Raw genomic sequence first — 23,446 nt, 5'->3', positions numbered from 1 at the left:
AACCATGAGGGAATCTGAGTCCGTGAAGGTTCCCTTCACGGATGTCGGCCTCAGTCGGTGAAGGAGCCGTGGCGGCCGGAGCCTTCGGTGAAGCGGGTGGCGCCTGCGAGGGTGTCTGTGGTCAGTGAGGATTGGCCGTGGCGGAATTCGTTCTCCAGTGCGGCTTTCTCGTTCAACGACTCGCCTTCCAATAGCGCCAGGCGGTCTTCTCGTAGGCAGGTTTGCGGGAAGGCTGCCAGGTTCTTGCCCAGGGCTATTGCGGCCTGGAGTGCGGTGCCGGGTGGGACGACGCGGTTTGCCAGGCCGATGTGCAGCGCTTCCGCGGCGTCGACGGGGCGGCCGGTCAGGATCAGGTCCATGGCGTGGCTTCGGCCGATCAGCCGGGGGAGCCGGACGGTTCCGCCGTCGATCAGGGGGACTCCCCAGCGGCGGCAGAACACGCCGAACACTGCGGTTTCGTCGGCGACTCGCAGGTCGGCCCACAGGGCGAGTTCCAGGCCGCCGGCGACGGCGTGGCCCGAGATTGCGGCGATCACCGGTTTGGTCAGCTGCAGGCGGGTCGGGCCCATCGGGCCGTCGCCGGTCGGGGTGGTGCGGTTGGGGGTGCCTTCGCTGACTGCCTTCAGGTCTGCGCCGGAGCAGAAGGTGCCGTCGACGCCGTACAGCACGGCGACTGCGGCGTCGGGGGAAGCGTCGAATTCCCGGAATGACCTGGCCAGCGCGTCGGCGGTGTCGCGGTCGACCGCGTTGCGCCGGTGCGGGCGGTTGATGCCGATGGTGGTGACCGGACCGTCGTGGTCCACCAGGACAGTGCTCACGGAATCCTCCAAACCTCGCGACCGTACGCTGCGATCATCACAGACAAAGGGGACCGCACATGGAAGCTCTGGCTGTTTTCGCGTACGAGCTCGGGGTGCTCAAGCGCGTCCGGCGGGCGGGGTGGTGGCAGGCTGGGGTTCGCGACCCGGAGTCGGTCGCCGAGCACAGTCTTCGGGCGGCGCAGCTGGCGGCGTTGCTGGCTGCCGAGGAAGGCGGGGTACCCGAGCGGGCCGCGTTTCTCGCGCTGTGGCACGACACTCAGGAAACCCGCACCGGGGACCTGCCGCACAGTGCCGCGCCGTATCTCGTGAAGCCGGAGCCCCGCGCGATCACGGCGGACCAGACTGCCGGCCTGCCGCCTGCTTCGGCGGAAACTGTGCGGGACGCCGTCGACGAGTACGAGACCCGTGAATCGCTCGAAGCTCGCTGTGCCAAGGACGCCGACAAGCTCGAAATGCTGGTGCAGGCTCTCGAATACCGGGCCACTGGGGTGTCCACAGTGGACGAGTGGATTGCCTCGGCGCAAGCGGGGCTCTTCACCGCTACTGCGCGCCGGATCGCCGAGGCGGCGCTGGTGACGTCGCCGCTGGCCTGGCGGTCTCGCTGATCACCCACACGGACGAAAAGACGGTTCGAACCCCTGTTTTCCGGGCATGGTCACAGAAGGGACCAAACCACGGGGAGGCGCGGGATGAACCGGAAGATCACGGCAGTTCTGGCCGGTGTCGCGGCAATGGCGGCGACAGTCGGCTTCGCGACCAGCGCGGACGCGGCGGGCGCGCCGTGCGGGAGCAAAGCAAAAGCGTGCGTGCGCCTGTCCACCAACACCGCATGGCTGATGGACCACGGCAAGGTCACCCGCGGCGGGGTGCGCATCACCGTGGGCAAACCGGCGTACCCGACTCCCGTCGGCACGTTCCGCGTGCAGTACAAGGACATCGACCACTACAGCAAGGAGTTCAACGGCCCCATGCCGTACTCCGTCTTCTTCACCACCACCGGCGTCGCGTTCCATCAGGGCAGCTTGAAGGTGCAGTCGCATGGCTGCGTGCACCTCTCGCGCGCCGACGCGATCGCGTTCTACAACACGCTCCAGCCGGGTGATGTCGTGCAGGTCGTGCGTTAGCCCACCGGCACCGGGCGCCGCAGGGCCTGGCGGCGGAGGCGGCCGAACGTCCGCGGGTTGTTCAGAGCGAACACCGCGACGATACGGCCGTCGCGCTGATAGGTGGCCACGAACGATTCGTCGTCCGGGCTGCCCTCGGGGAACGTGACCTCGTCGTCCGGCGACGGATGTCCGGCGAGCTGGAGGGTGCCGCCGTATTGGTCGGACCACACGTATCCGCTCGGCTCGTACTGGCGGACGACCTGTCCGGCCAAGAGATTGGCGACGGCGACCGGGGCCTGCTCAGTGGCGTTCGTCCAGTGTTCGTGCCGGGTTCCCGCCGCGCCGAACGCTGCGACGTCGCCGACTGCCACCACATTCGGCAGCGACGTGACCAGACCCGCGCAGGTGCGGACGCCGTTCGCGACAGCCAGGCCCGAGCCATCCAGCCACTCGACCGCCGGAGCCATCCCGATCCCGGCCACCACGAGGTCCGCGGGGAGTTCCTCGCCGGTGTCCAGCTGCACTCCGGTGACCCGGCCGGAAACGGTGGTCAGCCCGGCCACCGTGGCGCCACAGCGCAGCACGACCCCGTGCCGGCCATGCAGTTGTCCGCAGATCGAGCCCAGCTGCGGCCCCAGAACGCGGGCGAGAGGGATCTCCAAGGCCTCCAGGACGGTGACGTCGAGCCCGAGCTGCGAGCACGTCGACGCGACCTCCGCCCCGATGAACCCGCCGCCGACGATCACCACCTGCGCGCCGGGGATCAGTTCTTCGCGCAGGGCAACGGAATCCTCGAGCGTGCGCAGCACGTGGACCCCGGCCACGGACTCCGTGCCGGGTAAGGGCCGCGCGCGGCCACCGGTCGCGAGGACGACGCCGTCTGCCGCGAGTTCGCCGTCGGACAGCACCAGCCGCCCGGCGCCCGGATCGAGGCGTTCCACCCGGGTGCCGAGCCGCAGGTCCAGCGAGGCAAGGTCGTCGGCGTCGAGAAGGTCCAGTGACTCCCGCGACGCCGTGCCCGCCAGGAAGGCTTTCGACAGCGGCGGCCGGTCGTAGGGGAGATGCGGCTCCTCGCCGATGAGCACGACCCGGCCGTCGAAACCCTGCGCGCGCAGTTCCTGGGCAGCGCGCGCACCGGCGAGCGACGCGCCGACGATGGCGACCGTCTTCACGCAGCGTCCTCGGCGGCGTCTGCGAGCACGTAGATCACACCGTCCGCCACCTGCACCGGATACGTCCGGACCGGCTGCTTCGCGGGCAGGCACGACGGAACCCCGGTGCGCAGGTCGAACAGCGCCGCGTGCAGCGGGCACTCCACGAAGCAACCTTCGAGCCAGCCGTCGGACAGCGACGCGTCCTGGTGGGTGCAGGTGTCCCCGATCGCGTACAGCTCGCCGTCGGCGTTGAACACGGCGATGGGCTCGGGCCCCGCAATCCGGACGGACTCGCCCGGAGGCAGCTCGTCCACAGTGCACGCGCGCAGCATCTCGTCCTCCGAAACCGGTGGTTGTTGCGTATTAAGGAACACACGACGTGATACGCAACAGAGTCTGGGACCGCGGGAGGGGTGCCGTCAAGAGGTTGGCGGGACCAGTTTTGTGGAGCACCGTTCCGGGGGAAAGCCGTGGTCGGGGGCGGTTCGGGAGAACGGGTGCCGCGTCTTGACAGCGTCCGCGCGGAGCTGCACCGTGTTCCGTAGAGGGCAACATGACGCGTCATACGCAACATCGAGAGGAGCCCCGCCGGTGACCACCACCGACCTCCCGCAGAGCCTGCTGCCGACTCTGCCGGGGCCGCACTACACCGACCCGGCGATCTTCGGGCGCGAGCAGGAACGGATCTTCGAGGCGGGCTGGTTCTGCGCCGTCCGCTGTGCCGACCTGCCATCCGCCGGGTCGTTCGAAACCGTGCAGATCGGACGGGAGAGCGTGCTCGTCGCGCGGGGTCGCGACGGGGCACTGCGGGCCTTCCTCAACGTCTGCCGCCACCGCGGCGCGCGGCTTTGCACCGACGAAAAGGGCGAAGTGAAGCGCGCGTTCCAGTGCATGTACCACGCCTGGACGTACGGACTCGACGGAAAGCTCGTCGCTGCCCCGAATCTCACCGGGATGCCGGACATCGACCGCGTCGAGTACGGCCTGACCCGCGTGCACCTGCGCGAATGGCTCGGCTACGCCTGGGTGTGCCTCGCCGGGGAAGCACCGTCCTTTGCGGACACGGTCATGGCCGACGTGAGTACCCGGCTCGGCGGGCCGGGCGAGATCGAGGCGTACGGCATCGACCGGCTCGCGCTCGGCCGGCGGATCGAGTACGACGTCCGCGCGAACTGGAAGCAGATCATCGAGAACTTCATGGAGTGCTACCACTGCGCCACCATCCATCCGGAGCTCACCGAGGTGCTGCCGGAGTTCGCGGACGGGTACGCCGCGCAGTACTACGTGGGCCACGGCGCGGAGTTCGGCGCGGACGTCGCCGGGTTCACTGTGGACGGTGGCGACGGCGTGCAGCGGCTGCCGGGCGTCGGGCCGCACCAGGACCGGCGGTACTACGCGATCACGATCCGGCCGCAGGTGTTCGTGAACCTGGTGCCCGACCACGTGATCGTGCACCGGATGTTCCCGCTCGCCCCGGACCGCACCCTGGTCCGCTGCGACTGGCTGTACCTGCCGGAGGTCGTGGAGTCCGGCGCGGATCTGGACCGCTCGGTGGAGCTGTTCCACCGGGTGAACCAGCAGGATTTCGAGGCGTGCGAACGGTGTCAGCTCGCGATGGGCTCACGCGCGTACGCCCGCGGCGGGGTGCTGGTGCCGAGCGAACACCACATCGGGGAGTTCCATGCCTGGGTACGTGCGCAAACCGGGGACTAGCGGGTCAGATCAACGCGCGGATGGCCGCCTCGAACCCGGTCACGTGGTCGAGCGTGAGTGCGGCGGCCGTCTTCGCGTCGCCCGCCACGATGGCGGTGAGCAGCGGCAGGTGTTCGTCCACGTGGCCCGCCATGCCTTGCAGCCGCGGCAGGAACACACACCAGATGCGGGTGGCGAGGTTGTCGTAATGGATCAGGGTGTCTTCGAAGAACGGGTTGTGTACGCATTGGTAGATCGCGCGGTGCAGTTCGAGATCGGTCCGCAGCAGTTCGGCGTTGTCGGCAGGCGTCGCCGAATCGAGCTGGTCCCGCAGCTGCGACAGGCGGGCGCGATCCGCGTCGGTGGCGCGGGTGGCGGCGGCCGCGGCGGCAGTCGGTTCGAGCGTGCGCCGGACCTCGGAGATGTGGGCGAGGTCGGAGATGTTGACGTCGGTGGCGAACGTGCCGCGCCGCGGGTACGCCACCACCAGACGGTCGGTTTCGAGCCGTTTCAGGGCTTCGCGGATCGGCGTGCGGCCCATGCCGAGCGTGCTGCCCGCCCAGTCCTCGTTGATCGGGTCGCCCGGCTTGATGTCGAGCATGACGAGGCGGTCGAGCAGGAAGGCATAAGCGCGATCGGCCAGCGACGGGGCGGTGGCCGGCATGACGTGGTTGACCTGGGTGCGCACCCCGCCTACCCTACATCGAAGATTGATATATCAGTAGTCGACCAGGGAGACACGCGGGAATGACGACTACGGACCTTCCCGAGCACCCCGCTTTCCTGTGGCGGGACCAGGCTCCGCGGTGCGCGTACGACGTCGTCGTGGTCGGCGGCGGCGGGCACGGGCTGGCGACGGCGTACTACCTCGCCAAGGTCCACGGCATCACGAACGTCGCGGTGCTGGAGAAGGGCTGGCTCGCCGGCGGCAACATGGCCCGCAACACCACGATCATCCGGTCCAACTACCTCTGGGACGAAAGCTCCGGCATCTACGAGCATTCGCTCAAGCTGTGGGAGGGACTGGAGGACGACCTCGGCTACCCGATCCTCTTCAGCCAGCGCGGTGTGCTCAACCTCGCGCACAGCCTGCAGGACGTCCGCGACAGCGTGCGCCGGGTGAATGCCAACCGGCTCAACGGGATCGACGCGGAATGGGTCGATGCGGACGGCGTCAAGGAGCTCTGCCCGATCGTCAACACCTCGCCGGACGTGCGGTACCCGGTCCTCGGCGCGACCTACCAGCCGCGCGCCGGGATCGCCAAACACGACTACGTGGCTTGGGGATTCGCCCGCGCGGCGGCCGCGATGGGCGTCGACCTGATCCAGAACTGCGAGGTCACCGGGCTCGAAACGCGGGACGGCAAGGTCACCGCGGTGGAGACGGGCCGGGGCCGGATCGCGGCCGGGAAGGTCGCGCTGTGCGCGGCCGGGCACAGCTCGGTGCTCGCCCGGATGGCCGGGATCGACCTGCCGCTCGTATCGCATCCGCTGCAGGCGCTCGTGTCGGAGCTGCTGGAACCGGTGCACCCGACGGTGGTGATGTCGAACGCCGTGCACGTCTACGTTTCCCAGGCACACAAGGGAGAACTGGTGATGGGCGCGGGGATCGACGCGTACGCCGGGTACGGGCAGCGCGGGTCGTTCCACATCATCGAGAACCAGATGGCCGCCGCGCTGGAGCTGTTCCCGGTGTTCGCGCGGGCGCACCTGCTGCGCACCTGGGCCGGGATCGTCGACGTCACCCCGGACGCGTCGCCGATCGTCGGCCTGACCCCGGTGGAGAACCTGTACCTCAACTGCGGCTGGGGGACCGGCGGGTTCAAGGCCACGCCCGGCGTCGGTGACTGCTTCGCACACACCATCGCGAAAGGCAAGCCGCATCCGTACGCCGAGCCGTTCACCCTCGACCGGTTCACCACCGGCGCGCTCGTCGACGAGCACGGCGCCGCCGCCGTCGCGCATTAGGAGTGCCCCCGTGCAGCTGATTCCCTGCCCCTGGTGCGGTCCCCGCGAGGAGACCGAATTCCACTACGGCGGACAAGCCCATGTCGCCTACCCGGCCGAACCGGCGGCGCTGTCGGACGAGGAGTGGGCGAAGTTCGTGTTCTTCCGCGCGAACCCGAGCGGGCCGCTGGCCGAGCGGTGGAGCCACAGCGCGGGCTGCCGCCGCTGGTTCAACGCCGTCCGCGACACCCGCACCCACCAGCTGGCGGCCGTGTACCGCCTCGACGAACCCCGGCCGGTGATCCCATGACCTTCCGCCTCCCGCACGGCGGCCACGTCGACCGCGATGTGTTGCTGCACTTCACTTTCGACGGCCGTGAGCTCACCGGGCATCCGGGCGACACGCTCGCGTCCGCGCTGCTGGCGAACGGCGTCCACCAAGTTGCGACGAGCGGAAAGCTCGGTCGTCCGCGCGGTATCATGGCCGCCGGGGTCGAAGAGCCGAACGCCGTGGTACAGCTGGAAAAGCCGTTCCCGGAACCGATGCTGACGGCGACCACGGTCGAGCTGGTCGACGGTCTGGTCGCCCGCAGTCTCCGCGGACAAGGCAGGCTGGCAACGGAACCGGACCCGGCCCGGTACGACGCGAAGCACGTGCATTGCGACGTTCTGGTGGTCGGCGCCGGTCCGGCCGGTCTGGTCGCCGCGCGTACGGCAGCCCGGTCGGGCGCGCGGGTGGTGCTGGTGGACGACCAGCCTGAGCCCGGCGGGTCGTTGCTGGGGTCGAACGAGTACGTCGACCTCAAACCCGCCGTCGAATGGGCCCGCGCGATGGCCGACGAGCTGGCCCCGGGCGTGCAGATTCTCACCCGGACCACCGCATTCGGTGCGTACGACGACGGTTTCGTGCTCGCCGTGCAGAACCGGATGTCCGGCGCCGCCCGGCAGCGGGTGTGGCGGATCCGCGCGAAGCAGACCGTGCTGGCGACGGGCGCGCATGAACGGCCGATCGTGTTCACCGACAACGACCGGCCGGGCATCCTGCTCGCCGGTGCCGCGCGGACGTACCTGCATCGCTACGGCGTGCTACCCGGCCGCCGCGCCGTCGTGTTCACCACGGACGACTCCGCTTATGTGTCCGCGATCGACCTCGCGGACGCCGGGGTGGACGTGCCACTGGTGGTGGACGTGCGCCCGGTCGCACCTGAGGGTTGGGCCGCGGAGTGCGCCGAGCGGGGGATCGAGGTGCGGGCCGGTGCCGCTGTTGTTGGTACGGAAGGGACTTCGCGGGTCACCGGCGTACGGGTCGGGGACGAGCTCATCCCGTGTGACACGCTTCTGGTCTCCGGCGGCTGGACACCTGCGGTGCATCTGTTCAGCCAGCTCCGCGGCGCGCTTCGGTACGAACCGGCGTTGGGTGCGTACGTCCCCGACGGTGACCTTCCGACCGCGCGGGTCGTGGGCAGTGCGAACGGAACCCTGGACTTCGCCGGATGCGTCCGGGAGGCGGGTGACGAGCGCCCGGTGTCCGACGCTCGCCCGAACGAGCGTCCCCCGGCCATGCAGTGGCAAATCCCCGGCCCGGAACCGCGGTTCGTCGACCTGCAGCGCGACGCGACGGTGTCCGATGTCCTGCGCGCAACCGGCGCAGGCCTCAGCTCACTGGAGCACGTGAAGCGGTACACCACCATCGGCACCGCCCACGACCAGGGCAAAACGTCCGGCATGCTCGCCGCCGGGATTACCGCCGAAGCACTCGGCGTCGACCTCGCGGATCGCCGCCCGACGACGTATCGCCCGCCGTACACCCCGGTCGCCTTCGCCGCGCTGGCCGGGCGGCACCGCGGTGAGCTGCACGATCCGGTGCGGGTCACGGCGCTGCATTCCTGGCATGTCGAGCACGGGGCGGAGTTCGAGAACGTCGGCCAGTGGAAACGCCCGTGGTACTACCCGCAGCCGGGCGAGGATCTTCACGCGGCGGTGCGGCGCGAATGCCTGGCCGCGCGGGGTGGCGTGGCCATGATGGACGGGTCCACTTTGGGCAAGATCGACGTCCAAGGCCCGGACGCCGCCGCCTTCCTCGACCTGCTCTACACGAACATGATGAGCACTCTGAAGGTCGGCCGGATTCGGTACGGCGTGATGTGCGGGGTCGACGGCATGGTGATCGACGACGGCACCGTGATCCGGCTCGCCGACGAGCGGTTCCTCGTCACGACGACCACCGGCAACGCGGCCATGGTGCTCGACTGGATGGAGGAGTGGCTGCAGACCGAGTGGCCGCACCTGCGCGTGTTCGCCACGTCGGTCACCGAGCACTGGGCCACGATCGCGCTGGTCGGCCCGCGTTCGCGGGAGGTGCTTGCAGCTGTATCGGAAAACATCGACGGCTTCGATTTCATGACCTGGCGCGACCTCGAAGTGGCCGGAATCGCCGCGCGCGTGTGCCGGATCAGCTTCTCCGGTGAGCTGGCGTACGAGATCAATGTGCCGTCGTGGTACGGAATCGCGCAGTGGGAAGCATTGTGGACCGCTGGGCAGTCGCTGGGAATCACCCCGTACGGCACGGAAACTATGCACGTCCTGCGCGCGGAGAAGGGGTACCCGATCATCGGCCAGGACACCGACGGCACGGTGACGCCGCACGACCTCGGCCTGAGCTGGGCGGTGTCCAAGAAGAAGCCCGATTTCCTGGGTAAACGGTCGTTCTCGCGGGCGGAGAACCTGCGGCCGGACCGGAAACAGCTGGTCGGTTTGCTGCCGGTCGATCCGGACGTGCTGCTGCCCGAAGGCGCGCAGATCATCGAGACCGCCCACGTGCCGCGGCCGCCAGTGCGCATGCTCGGGCACGTGACGTCGAGCTACCCGAGCGCCGCGCTGGGCCGGACCTTCGCGCTGGCGTTGGTGCGCTCCGGCCGCGAGCGGATCGGGGAGACGCTGTACGTCCCGGTCGGTTCCGACGTGGTTCCGGTGACCGTGACGGAATCCGTGCTCTACGACAAGGAGGGGACCCGTCGTGACGGTTGAAGCCCGGGCGCCGCTCGCCGAGTACGCGGGCAGACTGGCAGATCTCGCCCCCGCTGTCCTCGCGGAGGAACGGCCGTTCCTTTCCCAGCTGAACCTGCGGGTCCGGGCGGGACACGAGGTCGTCGCGGATGTGCTGGGCGTTCCGTTACCCGAACCGTGCACGTTCGCCGCCGGGGCGGGCGATGTCCTGTGGCTGGGGCCGGACGAGTACCTGGTGATCGACGCTCCCGAAGGTACCGAAGCGGCCTTGCGGGAAGCGGTTGCGGTCGGCGCAGTCACCGATGTTTCCGCGCAGCGCACCGCCGTGCACCTCGCCGGACCGGCCGCCCGCGACGTGCTCGCGCACGGCTGCGCGATCGACCTGCACCCGAGCGTGTCGCCGCCCGGGACGTGCGTGCAGACATTGTTCGCCCGCACCGGAATCATCCTGATGGTGCGGGAGGCGGGGGAGTACACCGTCCTGGTGCGGCAGTCGTTCGCGCCCTATTTCGCGGCCTGGCTCGCCGACGCGGCGGTCGAATACCGGGAGGAGGCGCCATGACCCAATTCACCCTCACCCTGCACTGCCCGGAACGCTCCGGGATCGTGCACGCCGTCACGACGTTCCTCGTCGGGAACGGCTGCGACATCGTCGAACACCAGCAGTTCGACGACGACGTGCACGGGGAGCTCTTCCTGCGCACCGAGTTCACCTGCACCGGACCGGCCACTGTGGACGATCTCACCCGCTCCTTCGACCCGGTTGCGCGTGACTACGCCATGCAGTTCCGCATCTCCGACCGCACACCGGACCGGCTGCTGGTGATGGTGTCGAAGGCCGGGCACTGCCTCAACGACCTGCTGTTCCGCTGGCGCGCAGGCGGGCTCGGCGCGGAGATCGCGCTGGTGGTGTCCAACCACGAGGACCTGCGGCCGATGGCCGAGGCCGCGGGCTTGCCGTTCGAACACGTTCCGGTGACTCCCGCGAAGAAACCGGAGGCCGAACAGCGGCTGCTGGACCTGGTGCGGGACCACCGGATCGACCTCGTGGTGCTGGCGCGGTACATGCAGGTGCTCTCGGACGAGCTGTGCCAGAAACTGCAGGGCCGCGCGATCAACATCCACCATTCGTTCCTGCCCGGCTTCAAGGGCGCGAAACCGTACGCGCAGGCCTACGACCGGGGGGTGAAGTACGTCGGCGCGACCGCGCACTACGTGACCCCGGAGCTCGACGAGGGGCCGATCATCGAGCAGGAAGTGCAGCGAGTGGACCATTCGCACTCGCCGCGCGCACTCGCCACCGTCGGCCGGGACGCCGAAGCACTCGCGCTTTCCCGCGCGGTGCGCTGGCACTGCGAGCGGCGCGTGCTGCTCAACGGCACCCGGACCGTCGTCTTCCGCTGACCCACAGGGAGTTCGCATGACCCGAGTCGTGATCATCGGCGCCGGCATCGTGGGCGCGAACCTCGCCGACGAGCTCACCACGCGCGGCTGGACCGACGTCACCGTGCTGGACCAGGGACCGCTGCCGCTCACCGGCGGGTCCACGTCGCACGCGCCGGGCCTGGTGTTCCAGACCAACCCGTCGAAGTCGATGACCGAGTTCGCCGGGTACACCGTCCGCAAGCTGCTCGACCTCGGCTGCTTCGCGCAGGTCGGCGGCATGGAGGTGGCCACGACCCCGGCGCGCTGGGAAGACCTCAAACGCAAACAGGGCTGGGCCACGTCATGGGGCGTCCCGGCACAGCTCATCGACCCGGACGATTGCGCACACCGGTGGCCGCTGCTCGACCAGTCGCAGATCTTCGGCGCGCTCTACGTGCCGACGGACGGTCTCGCCGACGCTTCCCGCGCCGTCGAGGAACTCGCCCGGCGGGCACAGTCACGCGGCGCCCGGTTCGTCGGCTCGACCCGCGTGACCGGAATCCTGCAGGCCCACGGCCGCGTCACCGGCGTCGAGACGGGCGACGGTCCGGTCCCGGCCGACATCGTCGTGTCGTGCGCCGGATTCTGGGGCCGCGAGGTCGGCGATCTGATCGGAATGCCGGTACCGCTGCTGCCACTGGCCCACCAGTACGCGAAGACCGGACAGGTGGCGGGCCTGGCCGAGGCGACCCTGCCGATCCTGCGGCACCAGGACCAGGACCTGTACTTCCGCCAGCACGGCGACCAGCTCGGCATCGGCTCGTACGCCCACCGCCCGATGCCGGTCGACGAGTTCGCCGCGCCCGGCGGGCCCGGGATGCCGTCGATGCTGCCCTTCACCGAGGACGATTTCGCCCCGTCATGGGAAGAAAGCAAGCTGCTGCTGCCTGCGCTCGGCCGGACCAAAGTGGAGGAAGGATTCAACGGCATCTTCTCCTTCACTCCCGACGGCCAGTCCCTGGTCGGCGAATCCTCGGACGTCCGCGGGTTCTGGATCGCCGAAGCCATCTGGGTGACGCACTCCGCCGGCATAGCGAAGGCGGTCGCGGAGTCGCTTGTGGACGGTCAGTCCTCGACGGACCTGCACGAACTGGACGTCCACCGCTTCGAAGACGTACAACTCGCCCCGGAATACGTCCGCGAGACCGCACAGCAGAACTTCGTGGAGATCTACGACGTCCTGCACCCCCTGCAACCCCGGCTCTCGCCACGCGACCTGCGGGTGAGCCCATTCCACGCCCGGCAGCGAGAACTGGGTGCAGTGTTCCTGGAAGCAGGCGGCTGGGAACGCCCCCACTGGTTCGAGGCCAACGCGCGCCTGCTGAAAGACCTGCCGCACGACTTCCGACCCCCCGCCCGCGACGCCTGGGCCGGACAGTTCCATTCCCCGATCGTGGCCGCCGAGGCCTGGCACACCCGCAATCGAGTAGCCCTGTACGACATGACGCCACTCAAACGCGTCGAGGTAAGCGGCCCGGGTTCGTTGGAATTCCTGCAGGGTTTGACCACGAACCAGCTGGACAAATCCGTCGGCTCGGTGACCTACACCCTGATGCTCGACGACACCGGCGGCATCCGCAGTGACATCACCGTCGCCCGCCTGGCACCGTCGCAATTCCAGGTAGGCATCAACGGCAACATCGACGTCGCCTACCTGCGTTCGCAGGCCCCAGAGACCGTCCGCGTCGAAGACATCACCGGAGGCACCTGCTGCATCGGCGTCTGGGGCCCACTCGCCCGCGACCTGGTCCAGCCACTGTCGCAAGAGGACCTGTCGCACACCGGCCTGAAGTACTTCCGCGGCCGCCGGGCAAGGATCGCCGGAATCCCGGTCACCATCCTGCGACTGTCCTATGTGGGCGAACTGGGCTGGGAGATCTACACGACCGCAGACAACGGCCAACGCCTGTGGGACGCCTTGTGGCACGCCGGACAGGACCTGGGCGTGATCGCCGCCGGACGAGCCGCCTTCAACAGCCTCCGCCTGGAAAAAGGCTACCGCCTGTGGGGCACCGACATGACCACCGAACACGACCCCTACGAGGCAGGCGTAGGTTTCGCAGTACGCCCGGCAAAAGGCGAGTTCGCAGGCCGCAGCGCAATCGCAAACCGAACCGAAGAAACCACCACGAAACGCCTACGCTGCCTCACCATCGACGACGGCCACACCGTAGTACTGGGCAAAGAACCAGTCTTCGCCAACGACACCCCCGCAGGTTACGTAACCAGCGCCGCCTACGGGTACACCATCGGCCGCCCCATCGCCTACGCCTGGCTCCCAAGTTCCCTGGACATCGGCGCCCAAGTGGAAATCGCCTACTTCGGCCGCCGAATCCCCGCCACCGTCACCGCCGAACCCCTCTTCGACCCGACCATGGAACGCATCCGCCGCTAACCCCACCCACCCCCCGCCCGACGTCCGTGAAGGGAACCTTCACGGAATCAGATTCCCTCATGGTTCCCTTCACAGACCTACATTCCGTGAAGGTTCCCTTCACAGCCCTTTTCACCCACCACCCACCACCCACTCACCGCAGCCGACGTACCCACCGAGACCCGGCACCCAGCCCCCGCCCTGCACCCCGATCCGAAGCTCGCACCGTCGTGACACTCCACCTTCGGGGTGCCCCACCGCACCAATCCCCACCACCCGTGGCAAGATCCTCCGCAGGATCCCCAGTGGAGGACGAGCCCCATGGCCCCACCCCTGCTCACCCTGAACAACGGCACAAAAATCCCCCAGCTAGGCCTGGGCGTATACCAAATCCGCCCAGCCCAAATCCCCACCGCAATAACGACCGCCCTGAACAGCGGCTACCGCAGCATCGACACCGCCGCCATGTACGGCAACGAGCCCGAAGTAGCCGAAGCCCTGCGCACGTCAGGCATCCCCCGCAGAGACCTCTTCATCACCACCAAGGTCTGGAACACCGACCACGGCTACGACAACACCCTCCGCGCCTTCGACCGCAGCGCCGCCGCCCTGGGCGAGATCGACCTCTACCTCATCCACTGGCCGCAACCCCAGCACAACCTCTACGTGGAAACCTGGCGAGCCCTCGAACGCCTCCTCCACGAAGGCCGGGTAAGGGCAATCGGCGTCTCCAACTTCGGCATCCAAGAACTCCGCCGCCTCCTCGACGAAACCGACGTCATCCCCGCGGTGAACCAGGTAGAACTCCACCCCTGGCAGCAGCAAGCCCCACTACGGGCCTTCCACACCGAACACGGCATCGCCACCGAAGCCTGGAGCCCGCTGGCCCGCGGCCGCCACCTCAACGACCGCGTCATCACCGCACTGGCCGCCAAATACGGCAAAACCCCGGCTCAGCTGGTCCTCCGCTGGCACCTGCAGCTGGGCACGATAGTGATCCCGAAATCCGCCACCCCGTCCCGCATCCGGGAAAACGCGGCGGTCTTCGACTTCGAACTCGCCGACGACGATCTCCTCGCCCTCGCCGAACTCGATTCATGACAGGGGATCAGGACGCCCGGATCCCCGCCGCGGTGAAATCGGCCAGCTGGGCGGGTTCCTTGAGGAATGCCCGGAAGCTCTGGGTACCGCGCTGCTGGGTCTCGTCGATCGAGGCACCGGACAGGCCGACGAACGGGTAGTCGGCGGGCGGGCCCGAGCCGATCGGCATCGCGGGTGACCCGATCGCGTCCGGCTTGGCCTTCGCCAGCTGCGCGACCCAGTACGACGACTCCGGGATCCAGCCGTCCGGCAGGCCGCCGATGGAGTCGATCGGGGTCGTGCCGGTGAGCGCGCCGAGCACCTCGGCGGCCGGTTTGCTCTCCACGGCCACGTGCACGCAGCTGCCGTGCACCACGGTGAGGTCCTGGTTCCACCGCGCCGCCGCGGCCTCGACCGGCTTGGCGATTTGCGGGGTCACGACGATCCGCACGTCGGTGCGGCCGCCGTTGCAGCTCGCGGCCTGCGCTTCGGCCCGGTTGTTGAGCACGCTGTCGGCCCAGTTCCAGCCGACCACCCCGAGCGTGACGAGCACGGCGAGCCCGAGGGCCACGAGGGGCCACTTCGCGATCCGCCTGCGGGGTGGCTTCTTGCCGACGATCCGGTGCGATCCGGTCGTCTCGCTGCGGCCGGGGGACCGCTTCGGCGGATCGAGGGGGTGCGGCACCGGCTCCTCGGCCAGGTTGTGTCGCCCCATCGTTGTCCTTTCGTGACGTGCACAACACACACGGTCATGCAATCAAACCGTTATCACTCTAACAGGCCAAGGACCCGCGGTGAATATAGTGACGGAGAGTGTTCCGGTCACCCTTCGGGAGCGGCGAGCAGGTGCCGGCAGACCTCGATCAGCCGTGACCGCAGCGGCGCGGCCCGCCGGGCGAACCCGGCCTGGGCTCGCGCGTAGGCGGCGCGGCCCTCGGCGGTCTCGATCGGCACCGGCGGGTAGCCCTGGGCGCTGAGGTCGTACGGGCTGGCCCGCATGTCGAGCTCGCGGATGTCGGCGGCGAGGGCGAAACAGTCGCCGACCAGCTCGGCGGGGACGAACGGATCGAGCTTGTAAGCCCACTTGAAAAGATCCATGTTCGTATGCAGGCAGCCGGGTTGTTCCAGGCTGACCTGCGATTCCCGGGTCGGCGTCACGCTGTTGCGCGGCCGGGCCGGGGGAGTGAAGAACCGGAATGCGTCGTAGTGCCCGCACCGGATGTCGAGGGACTCGACCACGGTGTCGGTACCCGCCGAGCCGAGCCGGAGCGGTACCTGGGCGTGCCGCACCGAGTCGGCGGGCTCGCGGTACACCATGGCCCACTCGTGCAGCCCGAAGCAGCTCAGCCGCGGCGCCCGGGACGCGGTGGCGGTGAGCAGCCGCAGCACGAACTCGGCGGTGCGGGCCCGGCGCCCGGCGAATGCTGCCGGGTCGAGCATCACCCCGGCAGCGGTTTCGGTATACGCCGGACGCTCCAGGAACCGCCGCGCGGACGCGCCTTCGAGGACCACGCCGGGACCCGGCTGCCAGCGTTCGAGATGCCCGGGCCGGTGCGAGTAATAGGTGAACAGGAAATCGATCACCGGATGTTTCTCGCCCCGGCCCCGGCGCTCCTGATGCGGACCGGTCCACGCCCGCATCCGCTCCAGATGCGCTTGCTCCCGTGCCTGCCATTCGGCCTCGGCGAGCACGACCGGCGCGGTCATGCCGCGACGTGGGTGCCGTCGCGCACGGTACCCACGTATTCCTCGACGAGATCCTCCAGCGCCACCACGCCCACAGCCGCCCCCGACGCGTCGAGCGCCCGCGCGAGGTGGCTGCCTTCCTTGCGCATGGCCGAAAGCGCGACGTCGAGCCGGGCGTCCGAGCGCAGTTCCGTGAGCGGCCGCGTCTTGCTGTCCGGGATGACCGTGTCCGGGTTCTGGCCGACGAGGTCGAGCACGTCCTTGACGTGGATGTACCCGGTGAGCGTGCCGTCGTCGGTGCACACCGGGAACCGCGAGAACCCGGTGGTGGACACCGCCCGCTCGACGTCGCCGAGCGTCGGCCCGCACGGGAGCGTGGTGAGTTCGGCGGTGGGCACCAGCACGTCGGCGACCGTCTTCGCGACCGACGACAGCGTCTGCGAAAGCCGCTCGTGCTCGGACTGCTCCAGCAGCCCTTCCTGGCGTGATTCGCTCAGCAGCTCGGCCAGCTCGTCGGACGTGTACGCGGTCTCCAGCTCGTCCTTCGGCTCCACTTTCATGACGCGCAGCAACGAGTTCGCGACGAAGTTCAGGAACCCGATGACCGGGTTCGCGAGCTTGACCCACGCCACGTGCACCGGCACGAGCCACAGCGCGAGCCGCTCCGGCTCGGCGATCGCGAGGTTCTTCGGCACCATCTCGCCGATCAGCACGTGCAGCATCGTGATGAACGCCAGCGCGATCGCGAACGAGATCGGGTGCAGCAGTGCCTCGGGAAGCCCGAGCAGGTCGAAGAACCCGGACAGCCGGTGCGCGACCGCGGGCTCCCCGAGGCGGCCGAGCAGCAGCGAGCAGATGGTGATGCCGAGCTGTGCGCCGGCCAGCATCCGCGACACGTGCCTGCTCGCGTTGATCACGATCCGCGCCCGGGTCTTTCCCTGTGCCAGCAACGCTTCCAGCCGGTCGCGCCGCGACGAGATGAGGGTGAACTCGGCGCCGACGAAGAACGCGTTGGCCAGCAGCAGGACCACGACGAGGGCGATGTTCAGCCAGTCGTTCACGAGGTCACCTCGCGTCCGGCCGGGCGTACCTGGACCTCGGCGATGCGGTGCCGGTCCATGCTCGTGACGGTGAGCCGCCAGCCGTCGACCTCGGCCGCGTCGCCCTCGGCGGGAATCCGGCCGAGCCGTTCGAGGATCAGCCCGGCGATGGTTTCGTAGTCGCCCTCGGGCATCCGGAAGCCGGTGATATCGGTGACCTCGTCCGCCCGCAGCTGCCCGGACACGAGCCAGCTGTCGCTGCCGAGCTGCTGTGCGGCCGGGGCTTCGCGCTCGTCGTGCTCGTCGCGGACGTCGCCGATGATCTCCTCGACCACGTCCTCGAGCGTGACCAGCCCGGCGGTGCCGCCGTACTCGTCGACGACGATCGCCAGCTGGTACCGCGAATCGCGCAGCCGGTTCAGCAGGTCGTCGCCGGGCAGCGATTCCGGCACCGTGGGCACCGGCCGCATGGCCGAGCGGATCCGGGTGGCCGACCGTTCCGCGGCCGGGACCGCGAACGCCTGCTTGACGTGCACGGCGCCCTGCACGTCGTCGAGGTCCTCGGTGTAGACCGGGAACCGGGAGAACCCGGTGCGCCGCGAGATGTCGATGAGGTCGTCGATCGTGTCGTCGACGGTGAGCGATTCCACCTGCACGCGCGGGGTCATCAGCTCGTCGGCGGTGCGGTCGCCGAACCGCAGCGAGCGGTCCAGCAGCTCCGCGGTGGACGTGTCGAGCTTCCCGCTTTCCGCGCTGGACCGCACGATCGAGCCCAGTTCCTGCGGTGACCGGGCCGACCGCAGCTCCTCCTGCGGCTCGACCCCGAGCTTGCGCACGAGGAAGTTCGCGCTGTTGTTCATGATCGTGATGAGCCAGCGGAACAGCGCCGAGAACCGCGCGTGGTACCCGGTCACCGCGCGGGCGGTGCGCAGCGGGCGCGCGATCGCGAGGTTCTTCGGCACCATCTCGCCGAGGATCATCGACAGGAAAGTGGCCAGCACCAGCGCGACCGCCACGGCGACCCAGGCCGCCACTGAGGCGGGCAGGCCCATCGCGTCGAGCAGCGGGCGGACCAGGTCACCGATCAGCGGTTCGGCGAGGAAACCGGTGATCAGCGTGGTCAGCGTGATCGCGACCTGCGCGCCGGAGAGCTGGAAGCTGAGCGTGCGGTGTGCCTTTTGGACGGTCAGCGAGCGGCGGTCACCGGTCTGCCGGACGTCCGCGTCCACCGTGCTGCGTTCCAGCGCGGTGAGCGAGAACTCGGCAGCGACGGCGAGGCCGGTGCCGATCGTGAGGAGAAGGAACAGCAGCACACCGAGCACGGAGAGCAGGACGGGGATCATGCCGCACCGTCCGGCAGGCGGAAACCGAAGGCGGTCGGGAAGCCGGGTCGAAGGCCCGGCCCGGTACTGTCACCGGGCGATGGCGCAGCGCGCACGGATGGAAGTCACTCCTCGGCAAAGCAGGGTTGTAGTGCGACGATGCGGACAATCGTACCGGGTCGCGGCGCAAGCGCTGCGGTAGGACGCGAAACGGTGGGTCAGTGCGGGTGGCGGCCGAGGAGGGCGACCAGGCGGGCCGGCGCCGGGGCGGTGCGGCCGACCGCGACCGGCGGGTCGAAGAGGCCGAGCCCCTGCCAGTCGTCGATCATCGGGCGCAGGACGTCGAGCAGGCGGGCGGCCAGGTCGGCCGGGACCGGGTTCGGGGCGCCGAGCGCGGTGGCGAGGTCCCAGCCGTGCACGGCCAGGTCGAGCGTCATCTGCCAGCCGTACTCCTCGGCGGGCACGAGGCCGAACGACACGTGCACCGTGCGGCGCAGCGCCCCGGGCTCCAGCCAGGCGGACCGGGCGGCGGCCGCGGCCTCCTCCCAGGCGGCGATCGGGTCGCTGCCCAGCTGGTCGCCGTCGTAGCGGGTGCCGACCTCGTCGAGCGTCGCCCCGGCCAGCAGATGCGGGACCCAGCGCTGCTCGGTGACCAGATGATTCACCAGATCGTGGACGGACCAGCTGGTGCACGGCGTGGCGCGCGCCCAGTCCGCGGGACCGGCAGTGTGCACGGCCACGTCGAACACGTCGAGCGCGCGGCCGTGGGCGGCGAGGAGATCCACGGGCACATTCAACACGAACCCGCCCGATCGTGCGGGATGCCGGGCCCTCCCGGGCAGGCTCGCCGGAGGTGGAATCCCACCCCGGCGGGCTCCCGCTCCGGTGGAAACCCACCCCGGTGGACACCCAGGCGGACTCCCACCTCGGCGGACTCCCACCCGGCGGACTCCTGCTCCGGCGGAAACCCACCCCGGCGGAAACCCACTCCGGAGGACGGCGGCGCGGGTCAGCCGCCGGTGCCCGGCCGGTGCCGCCGCACGGTTTCCTCGACCAGGTCGAGGACCGGGCCGAGGTTGTCGCCCGGCAGGCCCATCGCGAGGTGCGACACGAGGCCCTCCAGCACCAGTTCCAGGAACGCCGTGAGGACATCGACGTCCACGTCGTCGCGCAGGTTGCCTGCTGTGCGCTGCCATTCGAGCCGTTCCCGGGTCGCGGCCGTCAGCTGTTCCGACCGCTCCGCCCAGCGGGCCCGGAACTCCGGGTCCGTGCGCAGCCGCCGGGACACCTCGAGCCGCGTGCCGAGCCAGTCCGCCGGGTGCTCGCTGCGGTCCGACAGCAGGTCGCGCATGACCTGTACCAGGCCCTGTTCGGCGACGACGTCGGCCATCCGGACCGCGTCGTCCTCGGCGAGGGCGAGGAAAAGGGACTCTTTGTCCCGGAAATGGTGGAAGATCGCCCCGCGGGACAGCCCGGTGGCTTCTTCGAGCCGCCGTACTGTGGCACCCTCGTAGCCGTACCTGGCGAAACAGACGCGTGAGCCGTCGAGGATCTGGCGCCGGCGTGCGTCGAGGTGATCCTGGCTGACCCGTGGCATCCTGAAATCCTGACACTGCGGACCGGGTTCTCGCAATCCGTACGTACGTACTGCGGCGTCATAACAGGTTCGCCACGCCGTCCCACCACCGTGGTGTTCAGCTGACACGGCCGTGACCGATGACTACGCTGTGCACATCACGGCAAGTGACACTGGGGAAAGGGAACGGCCTTGGTCATCGGCGAAGCAGGCCGCGGGCAGGGCGGCTTCGCGATGGACGCGGCCGAGCTCACCGCGGTCATCCGGCTGTGGGAGGACCAGCTCGCCACGATCACCGCGGACGGCCGCGCGATCGACGAGATCCTCGCCGTCTTCGCGGCGCCCGGCACCGACCCGGCGAGCGCGGAGTACGCCGCCGACGGGGTCGATTCCCTGCGCGCGCTGCGGGACCAGAACGAGTCGCTGCACCGGTACGCGAGCGGCTACCTCGGCAAGCTGCGCACCGCGCGGGACCGGACGGCCGAGGCGGACCGGGCGGGCGCCGACCTGCACGCCGACCTGCACCGCGGCCGGTAACGGATCCCGGCGGGCGCACGAAGGGAACCAGGTGGACGGCAAGCAGATCTTCGACAACTTCCGCGGCGGCGACACGTCCGGGCTGCGCGCGGCTGCGGTCAAGGTCCAGGAGCTTTCGGCGGCCTACCTGGAGCGCGCGCGGAGCGTGAAGGAGCTGCAGGAGCGGATGGCGCGGTCGTGGACGGGCGACGCCTCGGCCGCGGCGAACGCCGGTGCCGGGCCGCTCGAAGCCGGTTTCCGGCAGACCGCCGACCCGCTCGACCTCACCAGCGCGTCCATGGACACCCAGGCGGGCAGCTTCGAAAGCTCGCGGCACGCGGTCGTCGAGGTGCCGCCGCGCCCGGAGCGGCCGCAGCCGTGGGCCGGGCCGCTGCAGGCGGTGGTGCCGGCTTCGGTCGTGCCGATGTCCTTTCAGGACGGAATCGACCGTTTCCACGGCGCCAACGAGAACAACGTGCGCGTGATGGAGCAGTACCACGGCGTCACCACCCATACGAAACGGGTGCTGCCGAAGCTGTACGGCACCGCCCGGCCGGACGAGGTCTTGGTGCGCCGCACGGACGAGGGGAGCACCACCACCCAGGCGGCCACCACGCAGGATCGCGGCACCCCGGCGGCGGCGATGTGGGCCCCTCCCGCGAGCGAGCCGTCGCGGGGCTCCGGCGGTGCGTTCGGGGCTGCTCCGGGTGCCCAGCCCGGCCCTGGCGACGGGGTGCACCGTCGCCCGGACTACCTCGTCGAGCCCGATCCGGAGGGCACGTTCGGCCCCGGCCCCGGCGCGACCCCGCCGGTACTCGGCGACGAGGGGGAGTAGCCGGTGGCGGATCCGGCGGGCCGGGTGGACGTCCCGGTCGAAGCGCTCGCGGCGCTGGCCGAACGCGAGCAGGTGGGCCGGCTGCACGTCACGCTGCGGCCCGATCCGCTGTGGCTGTCCGAAACCGAGCGGGACGAGGCCGCCAAACGGGTGGACGACGCGCTCGCCGTCGCCGGTCTCGTCGATGCCCGCGGCCGGGCGACCGTCGACTTCCTCGACTGGCTGCCACTGCTGGTTCGGCCGGTGGTCGAGTACTACGGCTGGGTCGCCACCGGTGATCGCACGTATGGCGTGCTGGCCGCGGCGAGCGGGTTGCAGGCGGTGCTCGCGGTGTCCGACGGCGAGCAGGTCGGCGTGCAGGAGATCGACCGCGGACGCGTACTGGAGACGCTGGTCGAGCAGCTGCCGGTGGTCGGCCCGGGCGGCGGGTTCGCCCGGAGCGTCCGGGTGGCGGACCTCGCCGACGCCGCCCGTCTGGGTGCATCGGCGTACCCGCTCGACCCGGTGCTGTCCGACGTGCTCACCCTGGTCCAACGGCCGGTACACGGCAGTGGCGAGCTGTACGCAGCCCGCCGTGACGAGGTCGGGCGGTATGTGCGGCTGGAGGAACCACTGCATTACGCGGACACGGATTGGGGCCGGTACTTGAGTTATACCGTCGGCGCCGGGCCGGACGCGGAAATCCGGATCGGTCCCGCCGGTCCGGCCGAGCTGTGCGGGGCGCTGCGGATGCTGGAGCGCACGCTGAACTGAAGGGGAAGCCTTGCGGTATCCGGAAATCGAGCCGTACGACCACGGCATGCTGGACGTCGGCGACGGGCACCGGGTGTACTGGGAGACGTGCGGTAATCCGGACGGGAAACCGGCGGTGGTGCTGCACGGCGGGCCGGGAAGCGGGTGCCGGCCGGGGATGCGGCAGTTCTTCGATCCTGCGCGGTATCGGGTGGTGCTGGTGGATCAGCGTGGTTCCGGGCGCAGTACTCCGCATGCGGGTGATTCCGTTGCCGGTCTTGCGGCCAATACCACGGCGCATGTGATCGGTGATCTGGAGTTGCTGCGTCGTGCGCTGGGGATCGGGAAGTGGCTGGTGTTCGGGGGGTCTTGGGGGACGGTGCTCGGGCTGGCCTATGCCGAGCGGTATCCGGAGCGGGTCAGTGAGCTGGTTCTGACGGGGTTGGCGACTGACCGCCGGGAGGAGATCGCGCTTCTGACGGGTGGGCTTGGGGGGATGTTTCCGGAGGCGTTCGCGGAGTTCCGCGAGGGGGTCCCGGTGGAGGAACGGGACGGTGATCTGGCGGCTGCGTATCATCGGCTGCTGATTGATCCGGACCCGGTGGTGCACACGGCGGCTGCGAAACGGTGGTGTGACTGGGAAACGGCGATGCAGCCGGGGGTTCCGCCGTTGCCGCGGTTCGAGGAGCCGCGGTTTCGGCTGGCGTTTGCGAGGATCGTGACCCATTACTTCTCGAATGGCTGTTTTCTGCCCGATGGGGGGATTCTGCGGGAGGCGCATCGGCTGGCGGGGATTCCGGCGGTTCTTGCGCAGGGTTTACTGGACTTGAGCAGTCTCGTTGGGACGCCTTGGCTGTTGGATGCTGCGTTGCCGGATGCTGAGTTGGTGCTGGTGGACGGTGTGGGGCATACGACTACGGCGTCTTCGATGGAGGATGTGCTGGTTGGTGCTACTGATCGGTTTGCCCGTGTTCCGTGAGGTTCTGTGGTGGCCGGAACTGTTGCGTGGGGGCACCCCGAAGGTGGAGTGTCACGACGGTCTGAACGGCTTGTCAAGGCGGGAAAGATGCCTTGACAAGCCGTTCAGGCCGTGTGCGGGCTTCGGATCGGGGTGCAGGGCGGGGGCTGGGTGCT

At 69.5% G+C, this 23,446-nt stretch carries 24 protein-coding genes; 14 read left to right on the top strand and 10 right to left on the bottom strand.

Annotated elements, in window-relative coordinates:
- Positions 1 to 50: 50 nt before the first annotated feature.
- Complete coding sequence (locus OO71_RS00650) at positions 51 to 818, bottom strand: crotonase/enoyl-CoA hydratase family protein (RefSeq protein WP_033287588.1); 768 nt, start codon at positions 816 to 818, stop codon at positions 51 to 53.
- Positions 819 to 877: 59 nt separating this feature from the next.
- Here OO71_RS00650 and OO71_RS00645 point away from each other — a divergent pair, with 59 nt between their 5' ends.
- Together OO71_RS00645 and OO71_RS00640 are read left to right on the top strand one after the other, a co-directional pair.
- Complete coding sequence (locus OO71_RS00645) at positions 878 to 1,426, top strand: HD domain-containing protein (RefSeq protein ID WP_033287587.1); 549 nt, start codon at positions 878 to 880, stop codon at positions 1,424 to 1,426.
- Between the two features lie 84 nt (positions 1,427 to 1,510).
- A complete protein-coding gene (locus tag OO71_RS00640) occupies positions 1,511 to 1,945 on the top strand; it encodes a L,D-transpeptidase (RefSeq protein ID WP_033287586.1) in 435 nt (144 codons plus the stop codon).
- Here the strand turns inward: OO71_RS00640 and OO71_RS00635 are convergent.
- Complete coding sequence (locus OO71_RS00635; protein ID WP_033287585.1) at positions 1,942 to 3,099, bottom strand: NAD(P)/FAD-dependent oxidoreductase; 1,158 nt, start codon at positions 3,097 to 3,099, stop codon at positions 1,942 to 1,944. The two genes, OO71_RS00640 and OO71_RS00635, sit on opposite strands and share 4 nt — an antisense overlap.
- Positions 3,096 to 3,413, bottom strand: a complete 318-nt coding sequence (locus OO71_RS00630; protein ID WP_033287584.1) for a bifunctional 3-phenylpropionate/cinnamic acid dioxygenase ferredoxin subunit — start codon at positions 3,411 to 3,413, stop codon at positions 3,096 to 3,098. The genes OO71_RS00635 and OO71_RS00630 overlap by 4 nt, the downstream gene beginning before the upstream one ends.
- Before the next feature lie 259 nt (positions 3,414 to 3,672).
- On the opposite strand from OO71_RS00630, the gene OO71_RS00625 reads away from it, so the two are divergent.
- Positions 3,673 to 4,794 (top strand): aromatic ring-hydroxylating oxygenase subunit alpha, encoded by a 1,122-nt coding sequence (locus OO71_RS00625; protein ID WP_033287583.1) that lies wholly within the window; start codon positions 3,673 to 3,675, stop codon positions 4,792 to 4,794.
- A 4-nt stretch (positions 4,795 to 4,798) separates the two neighbouring features.
- On the opposite strand, the gene OO71_RS00620 is transcribed toward OO71_RS00625, so the two are convergent.
- Positions 4,799 to 5,437, bottom strand: coding sequence for a GntR family transcriptional regulator (locus tag OO71_RS00620; protein ID WP_033287737.1), 639 nt, complete (start codon positions 5,435 to 5,437; stop codon positions 4,799 to 4,801).
- 83 nt (positions 5,438 to 5,520) lie between these two features.
- On the opposite strand from OO71_RS00620, the gene OO71_RS00615 reads away from it, so the two are divergent.
- The 7 genes from OO71_RS00615 (at position 5,521) to OO71_RS00585 (ending at position 14,626) form a co-directional block, all read left to right on the top strand.
- Positions 5,521 to 6,741: a sarcosine oxidase subunit beta family protein gene (locus tag OO71_RS00615; protein WP_033287582.1), complete on the top strand. Its 1,221-nt coding sequence runs from the start codon at positions 5,521 to 5,523 to the stop codon at positions 6,739 to 6,741.
- Between the two features lie 10 nt (positions 6,742 to 6,751).
- Entirely contained in the window at positions 6,752 to 7,030 is a 279-nt protein-coding gene (locus OO71_RS00610; RefSeq protein ID WP_033287581.1) for a sarcosine oxidase subunit delta, read from the top strand.
- Positions 7,027 to 9,747 (top strand): 2Fe-2S iron-sulfur cluster-binding protein, encoded by a 2,721-nt coding sequence (locus OO71_RS00605; RefSeq protein WP_051790856.1) that lies wholly within the window; start codon positions 7,027 to 7,029, stop codon positions 9,745 to 9,747. The genes OO71_RS00610 and OO71_RS00605 overlap by 4 nt, the downstream gene beginning before the upstream one ends.
- Entirely contained in the window at positions 9,737 to 10,288 is a 552-nt protein-coding gene (locus tag OO71_RS00600; protein ID WP_084144618.1) for a sarcosine oxidase subunit gamma, read from the top strand. The genes OO71_RS00605 and OO71_RS00600 overlap by 11 nt, the downstream gene beginning before the upstream one ends.
- Positions 10,285 to 11,130, top strand: a complete 846-nt coding sequence (purU, locus tag OO71_RS00595; RefSeq protein ID WP_033287580.1) for a formyltetrahydrofolate deformylase — start codon at positions 10,285 to 10,287, stop codon at positions 11,128 to 11,130. The genes OO71_RS00600 and purU overlap by 4 nt, the downstream gene beginning before the upstream one ends.
- Positions 11,131 to 11,146: 16 nt before the next feature.
- Complete coding sequence (locus tag OO71_RS00590; RefSeq protein WP_033287579.1) at positions 11,147 to 13,546, top strand: GcvT family protein; 2,400 nt, start codon at positions 11,147 to 11,149, stop codon at positions 13,544 to 13,546.
- 300 nt (positions 13,547 to 13,846) lie between these two features.
- Positions 13,847 to 14,626 (top strand): aldo/keto reductase, encoded by a 780-nt coding sequence (locus tag OO71_RS00585; protein ID WP_033287578.1) that lies wholly within the window; start codon positions 13,847 to 13,849, stop codon positions 14,624 to 14,626.
- A 7-nt stretch (positions 14,627 to 14,633) separates the two neighbouring features.
- Here the strand turns inward: OO71_RS00585 and OO71_RS00580 are convergent, their stop codons facing one another.
- The 6 genes from OO71_RS00580 to OO71_RS00555 all read right to left on the bottom strand — a co-directional run bounded on the left by OO71_RS00580 (position 14,634) and on the right by OO71_RS00555 (position 20,250).
- A complete protein-coding gene (locus tag OO71_RS00580; RefSeq protein ID WP_084144617.1) occupies positions 14,634 to 15,320 on the bottom strand; it encodes a substrate-binding domain-containing protein in 687 nt (228 codons plus the stop codon).
- A gap of 107 nt (positions 15,321 to 15,427) precedes the next feature.
- A complete protein-coding gene (locus OO71_RS00575; protein WP_033287577.1) occupies positions 15,428 to 16,312 on the bottom strand; it encodes a hypothetical protein in 885 nt (294 codons plus the stop codon).
- A complete protein-coding gene (locus tag OO71_RS00570; RefSeq protein WP_033287576.1) occupies positions 16,309 to 17,352 on the bottom strand; it encodes a hemolysin family protein in 1,044 nt (347 codons plus the stop codon). Before OO71_RS00570 ends, OO71_RS00575 begins: the two co-directional genes overlap by 4 nt.
- Positions 17,349 to 18,674, bottom strand: a complete 1,326-nt coding sequence (locus tag OO71_RS00565; protein WP_033287575.1) for a hemolysin family protein — start codon at positions 18,672 to 18,674, stop codon at positions 17,349 to 17,351. Before OO71_RS00565 ends, OO71_RS00570 begins: the two co-directional genes overlap by 4 nt.
- A 197-nt stretch (positions 18,675 to 18,871) precedes the next feature.
- Positions 18,872 to 19,438 carry a TIGR03086 family metal-binding protein gene (locus OO71_RS00560; protein WP_033287574.1) on the bottom strand — a complete coding sequence of 189 codons (567 nt, stop codon included), beginning with the start codon at positions 19,436 to 19,438 and terminating at the stop codon, positions 18,872 to 18,874.
- 224 nt (positions 19,439 to 19,662) lie between these two features.
- Positions 19,663 to 20,250 (bottom strand): TetR/AcrR family transcriptional regulator, encoded by a 588-nt coding sequence (locus tag OO71_RS00555; protein ID WP_033287573.1) that lies wholly within the window; start codon positions 20,248 to 20,250, stop codon positions 19,663 to 19,665.
- A gap of 171 nt (positions 20,251 to 20,421) precedes the next feature.
- Here OO71_RS00555 and OO71_RS00550 point away from each other — a divergent pair, with 171 nt between their 5' ends.
- Genes OO71_RS00550 through pip form a run of 4 tightly spaced genes read left to right on the top strand, consistent with a single transcriptional unit; the run spans position 20,422 to position 23,291 of the window.
- Complete coding sequence (locus OO71_RS00550) at positions 20,422 to 20,766, top strand: hypothetical protein (protein ID WP_033287572.1); 345 nt, start codon at positions 20,422 to 20,424, stop codon at positions 20,764 to 20,766.
- Positions 20,767 to 20,797: 31 nt separating this feature from the next.
- Positions 20,798 to 21,580 carry a PPE domain-containing protein gene (locus OO71_RS46900; protein ID WP_051790855.1) on the top strand — a complete coding sequence of 261 codons (783 nt, stop codon included), beginning with the start codon at positions 20,798 to 20,800 and terminating at the stop codon, positions 21,578 to 21,580.
- A gap of 3 nt (positions 21,581 to 21,583) precedes the next feature.
- Complete coding sequence (locus OO71_RS00540) at positions 21,584 to 22,333, top strand: ESX secretion-associated protein EspG (protein WP_033287571.1); 750 nt, start codon at positions 21,584 to 21,586, stop codon at positions 22,331 to 22,333.
- Between the two features lie 10 nt (positions 22,334 to 22,343).
- The gene (gene pip, locus OO71_RS00535) at positions 22,344 to 23,291 is read left to right on the top strand and encodes a prolyl aminopeptidase (protein ID WP_033287570.1); all 948 of its coding nucleotides are present in this window, start codon (positions 22,344 to 22,346) and stop codon (positions 23,289 to 23,291) included.
- The last annotated feature ends 155 nt before the right edge of the window (positions 23,292 to 23,446 follow it).

It is taken from the genome of Amycolatopsis jejuensis (assembly GCF_000717335.1).
GTDB classification, from domain to species: Bacteria; Actinomycetota; Actinomycetes; order Mycobacteriales; family Pseudonocardiaceae; genus Amycolatopsis; species Amycolatopsis jejuensis.
This window is presented reverse-complemented; position numbering and strand designations above follow the sequence as displayed.

Excerpts from the sequence above, each read along its gene's own strand:
- OO71_RS00605 (WP_051790856.1), top strand. The coding sequence starts at position 7,027 with ATGACCTTCCGCCTCCCGCACGGCGGCCACGTCGACCGCGATGTGTTG.
- OO71_RS00575 (WP_033287577.1), bottom strand. The coding sequence starts at position 16,312 with ATGACCGCGCCGGTCGTGCTCGCCGAGGCCGAATGGCAGGCACGGGAG.
- OO71_RS00585 (WP_033287578.1), top strand. The coding sequence starts at position 13,847 with ATGGCCCCACCCCTGCTCACCCTGAACAACGGCACAAAAATCCCCCAG.
- OO71_RS00640 (WP_033287586.1), top strand. The coding sequence starts at position 1,511 with ATGAACCGGAAGATCACGGCAGTTCTGGCCGGTGTCGCGGCAATGGCG.
- OO71_RS00645 (WP_033287587.1), top strand. The coding sequence starts at position 878 with ATGGAAGCTCTGGCTGTTTTCGCGTACGAGCTCGGGGTGCTCAAGCGC.
- purU (WP_033287580.1), top strand. The coding sequence starts at position 10,285 with ATGACCCAATTCACCCTCACCCTGCACTGCCCGGAACGCTCCGGGATC.
- OO71_RS00620 (WP_033287737.1), bottom strand. The coding sequence starts at position 5,437 with ATGCCGGCCACCGCCCCGTCGCTGGCCGATCGCGCTTATGCCTTCCTG.
- OO71_RS00565 (WP_033287575.1), bottom strand. The coding sequence starts at position 18,674 with ATGATCCCCGTCCTGCTCTCCGTGCTCGGTGTGCTGCTGTTCCTTCTC.
- OO71_RS00580 (WP_084144617.1), bottom strand. The coding sequence starts at position 15,320 with ATGGGGCGACACAACCTGGCCGAGGAGCCGGTGCCGCACCCCCTCGAT.
- OO71_RS00555 (WP_033287573.1), bottom strand. The coding sequence starts at position 20,250 with ATGCCACGGGTCAGCCAGGATCACCTCGACGCACGCCGGCGCCAGATC.
- OO71_RS00590 (WP_033287579.1), top strand. The coding sequence starts at position 11,147 with ATGACCCGAGTCGTGATCATCGGCGCCGGCATCGTGGGCGCGAACCTC.
- OO71_RS00630 (WP_033287584.1), bottom strand. The coding sequence starts at position 3,413 with ATGCTGCGCGCGTGCACTGTGGACGAGCTGCCTCCGGGCGAGTCCGTC.
- OO71_RS00615 (WP_033287582.1), top strand. The coding sequence starts at position 5,521 with ATGACGACTACGGACCTTCCCGAGCACCCCGCTTTCCTGTGGCGGGAC.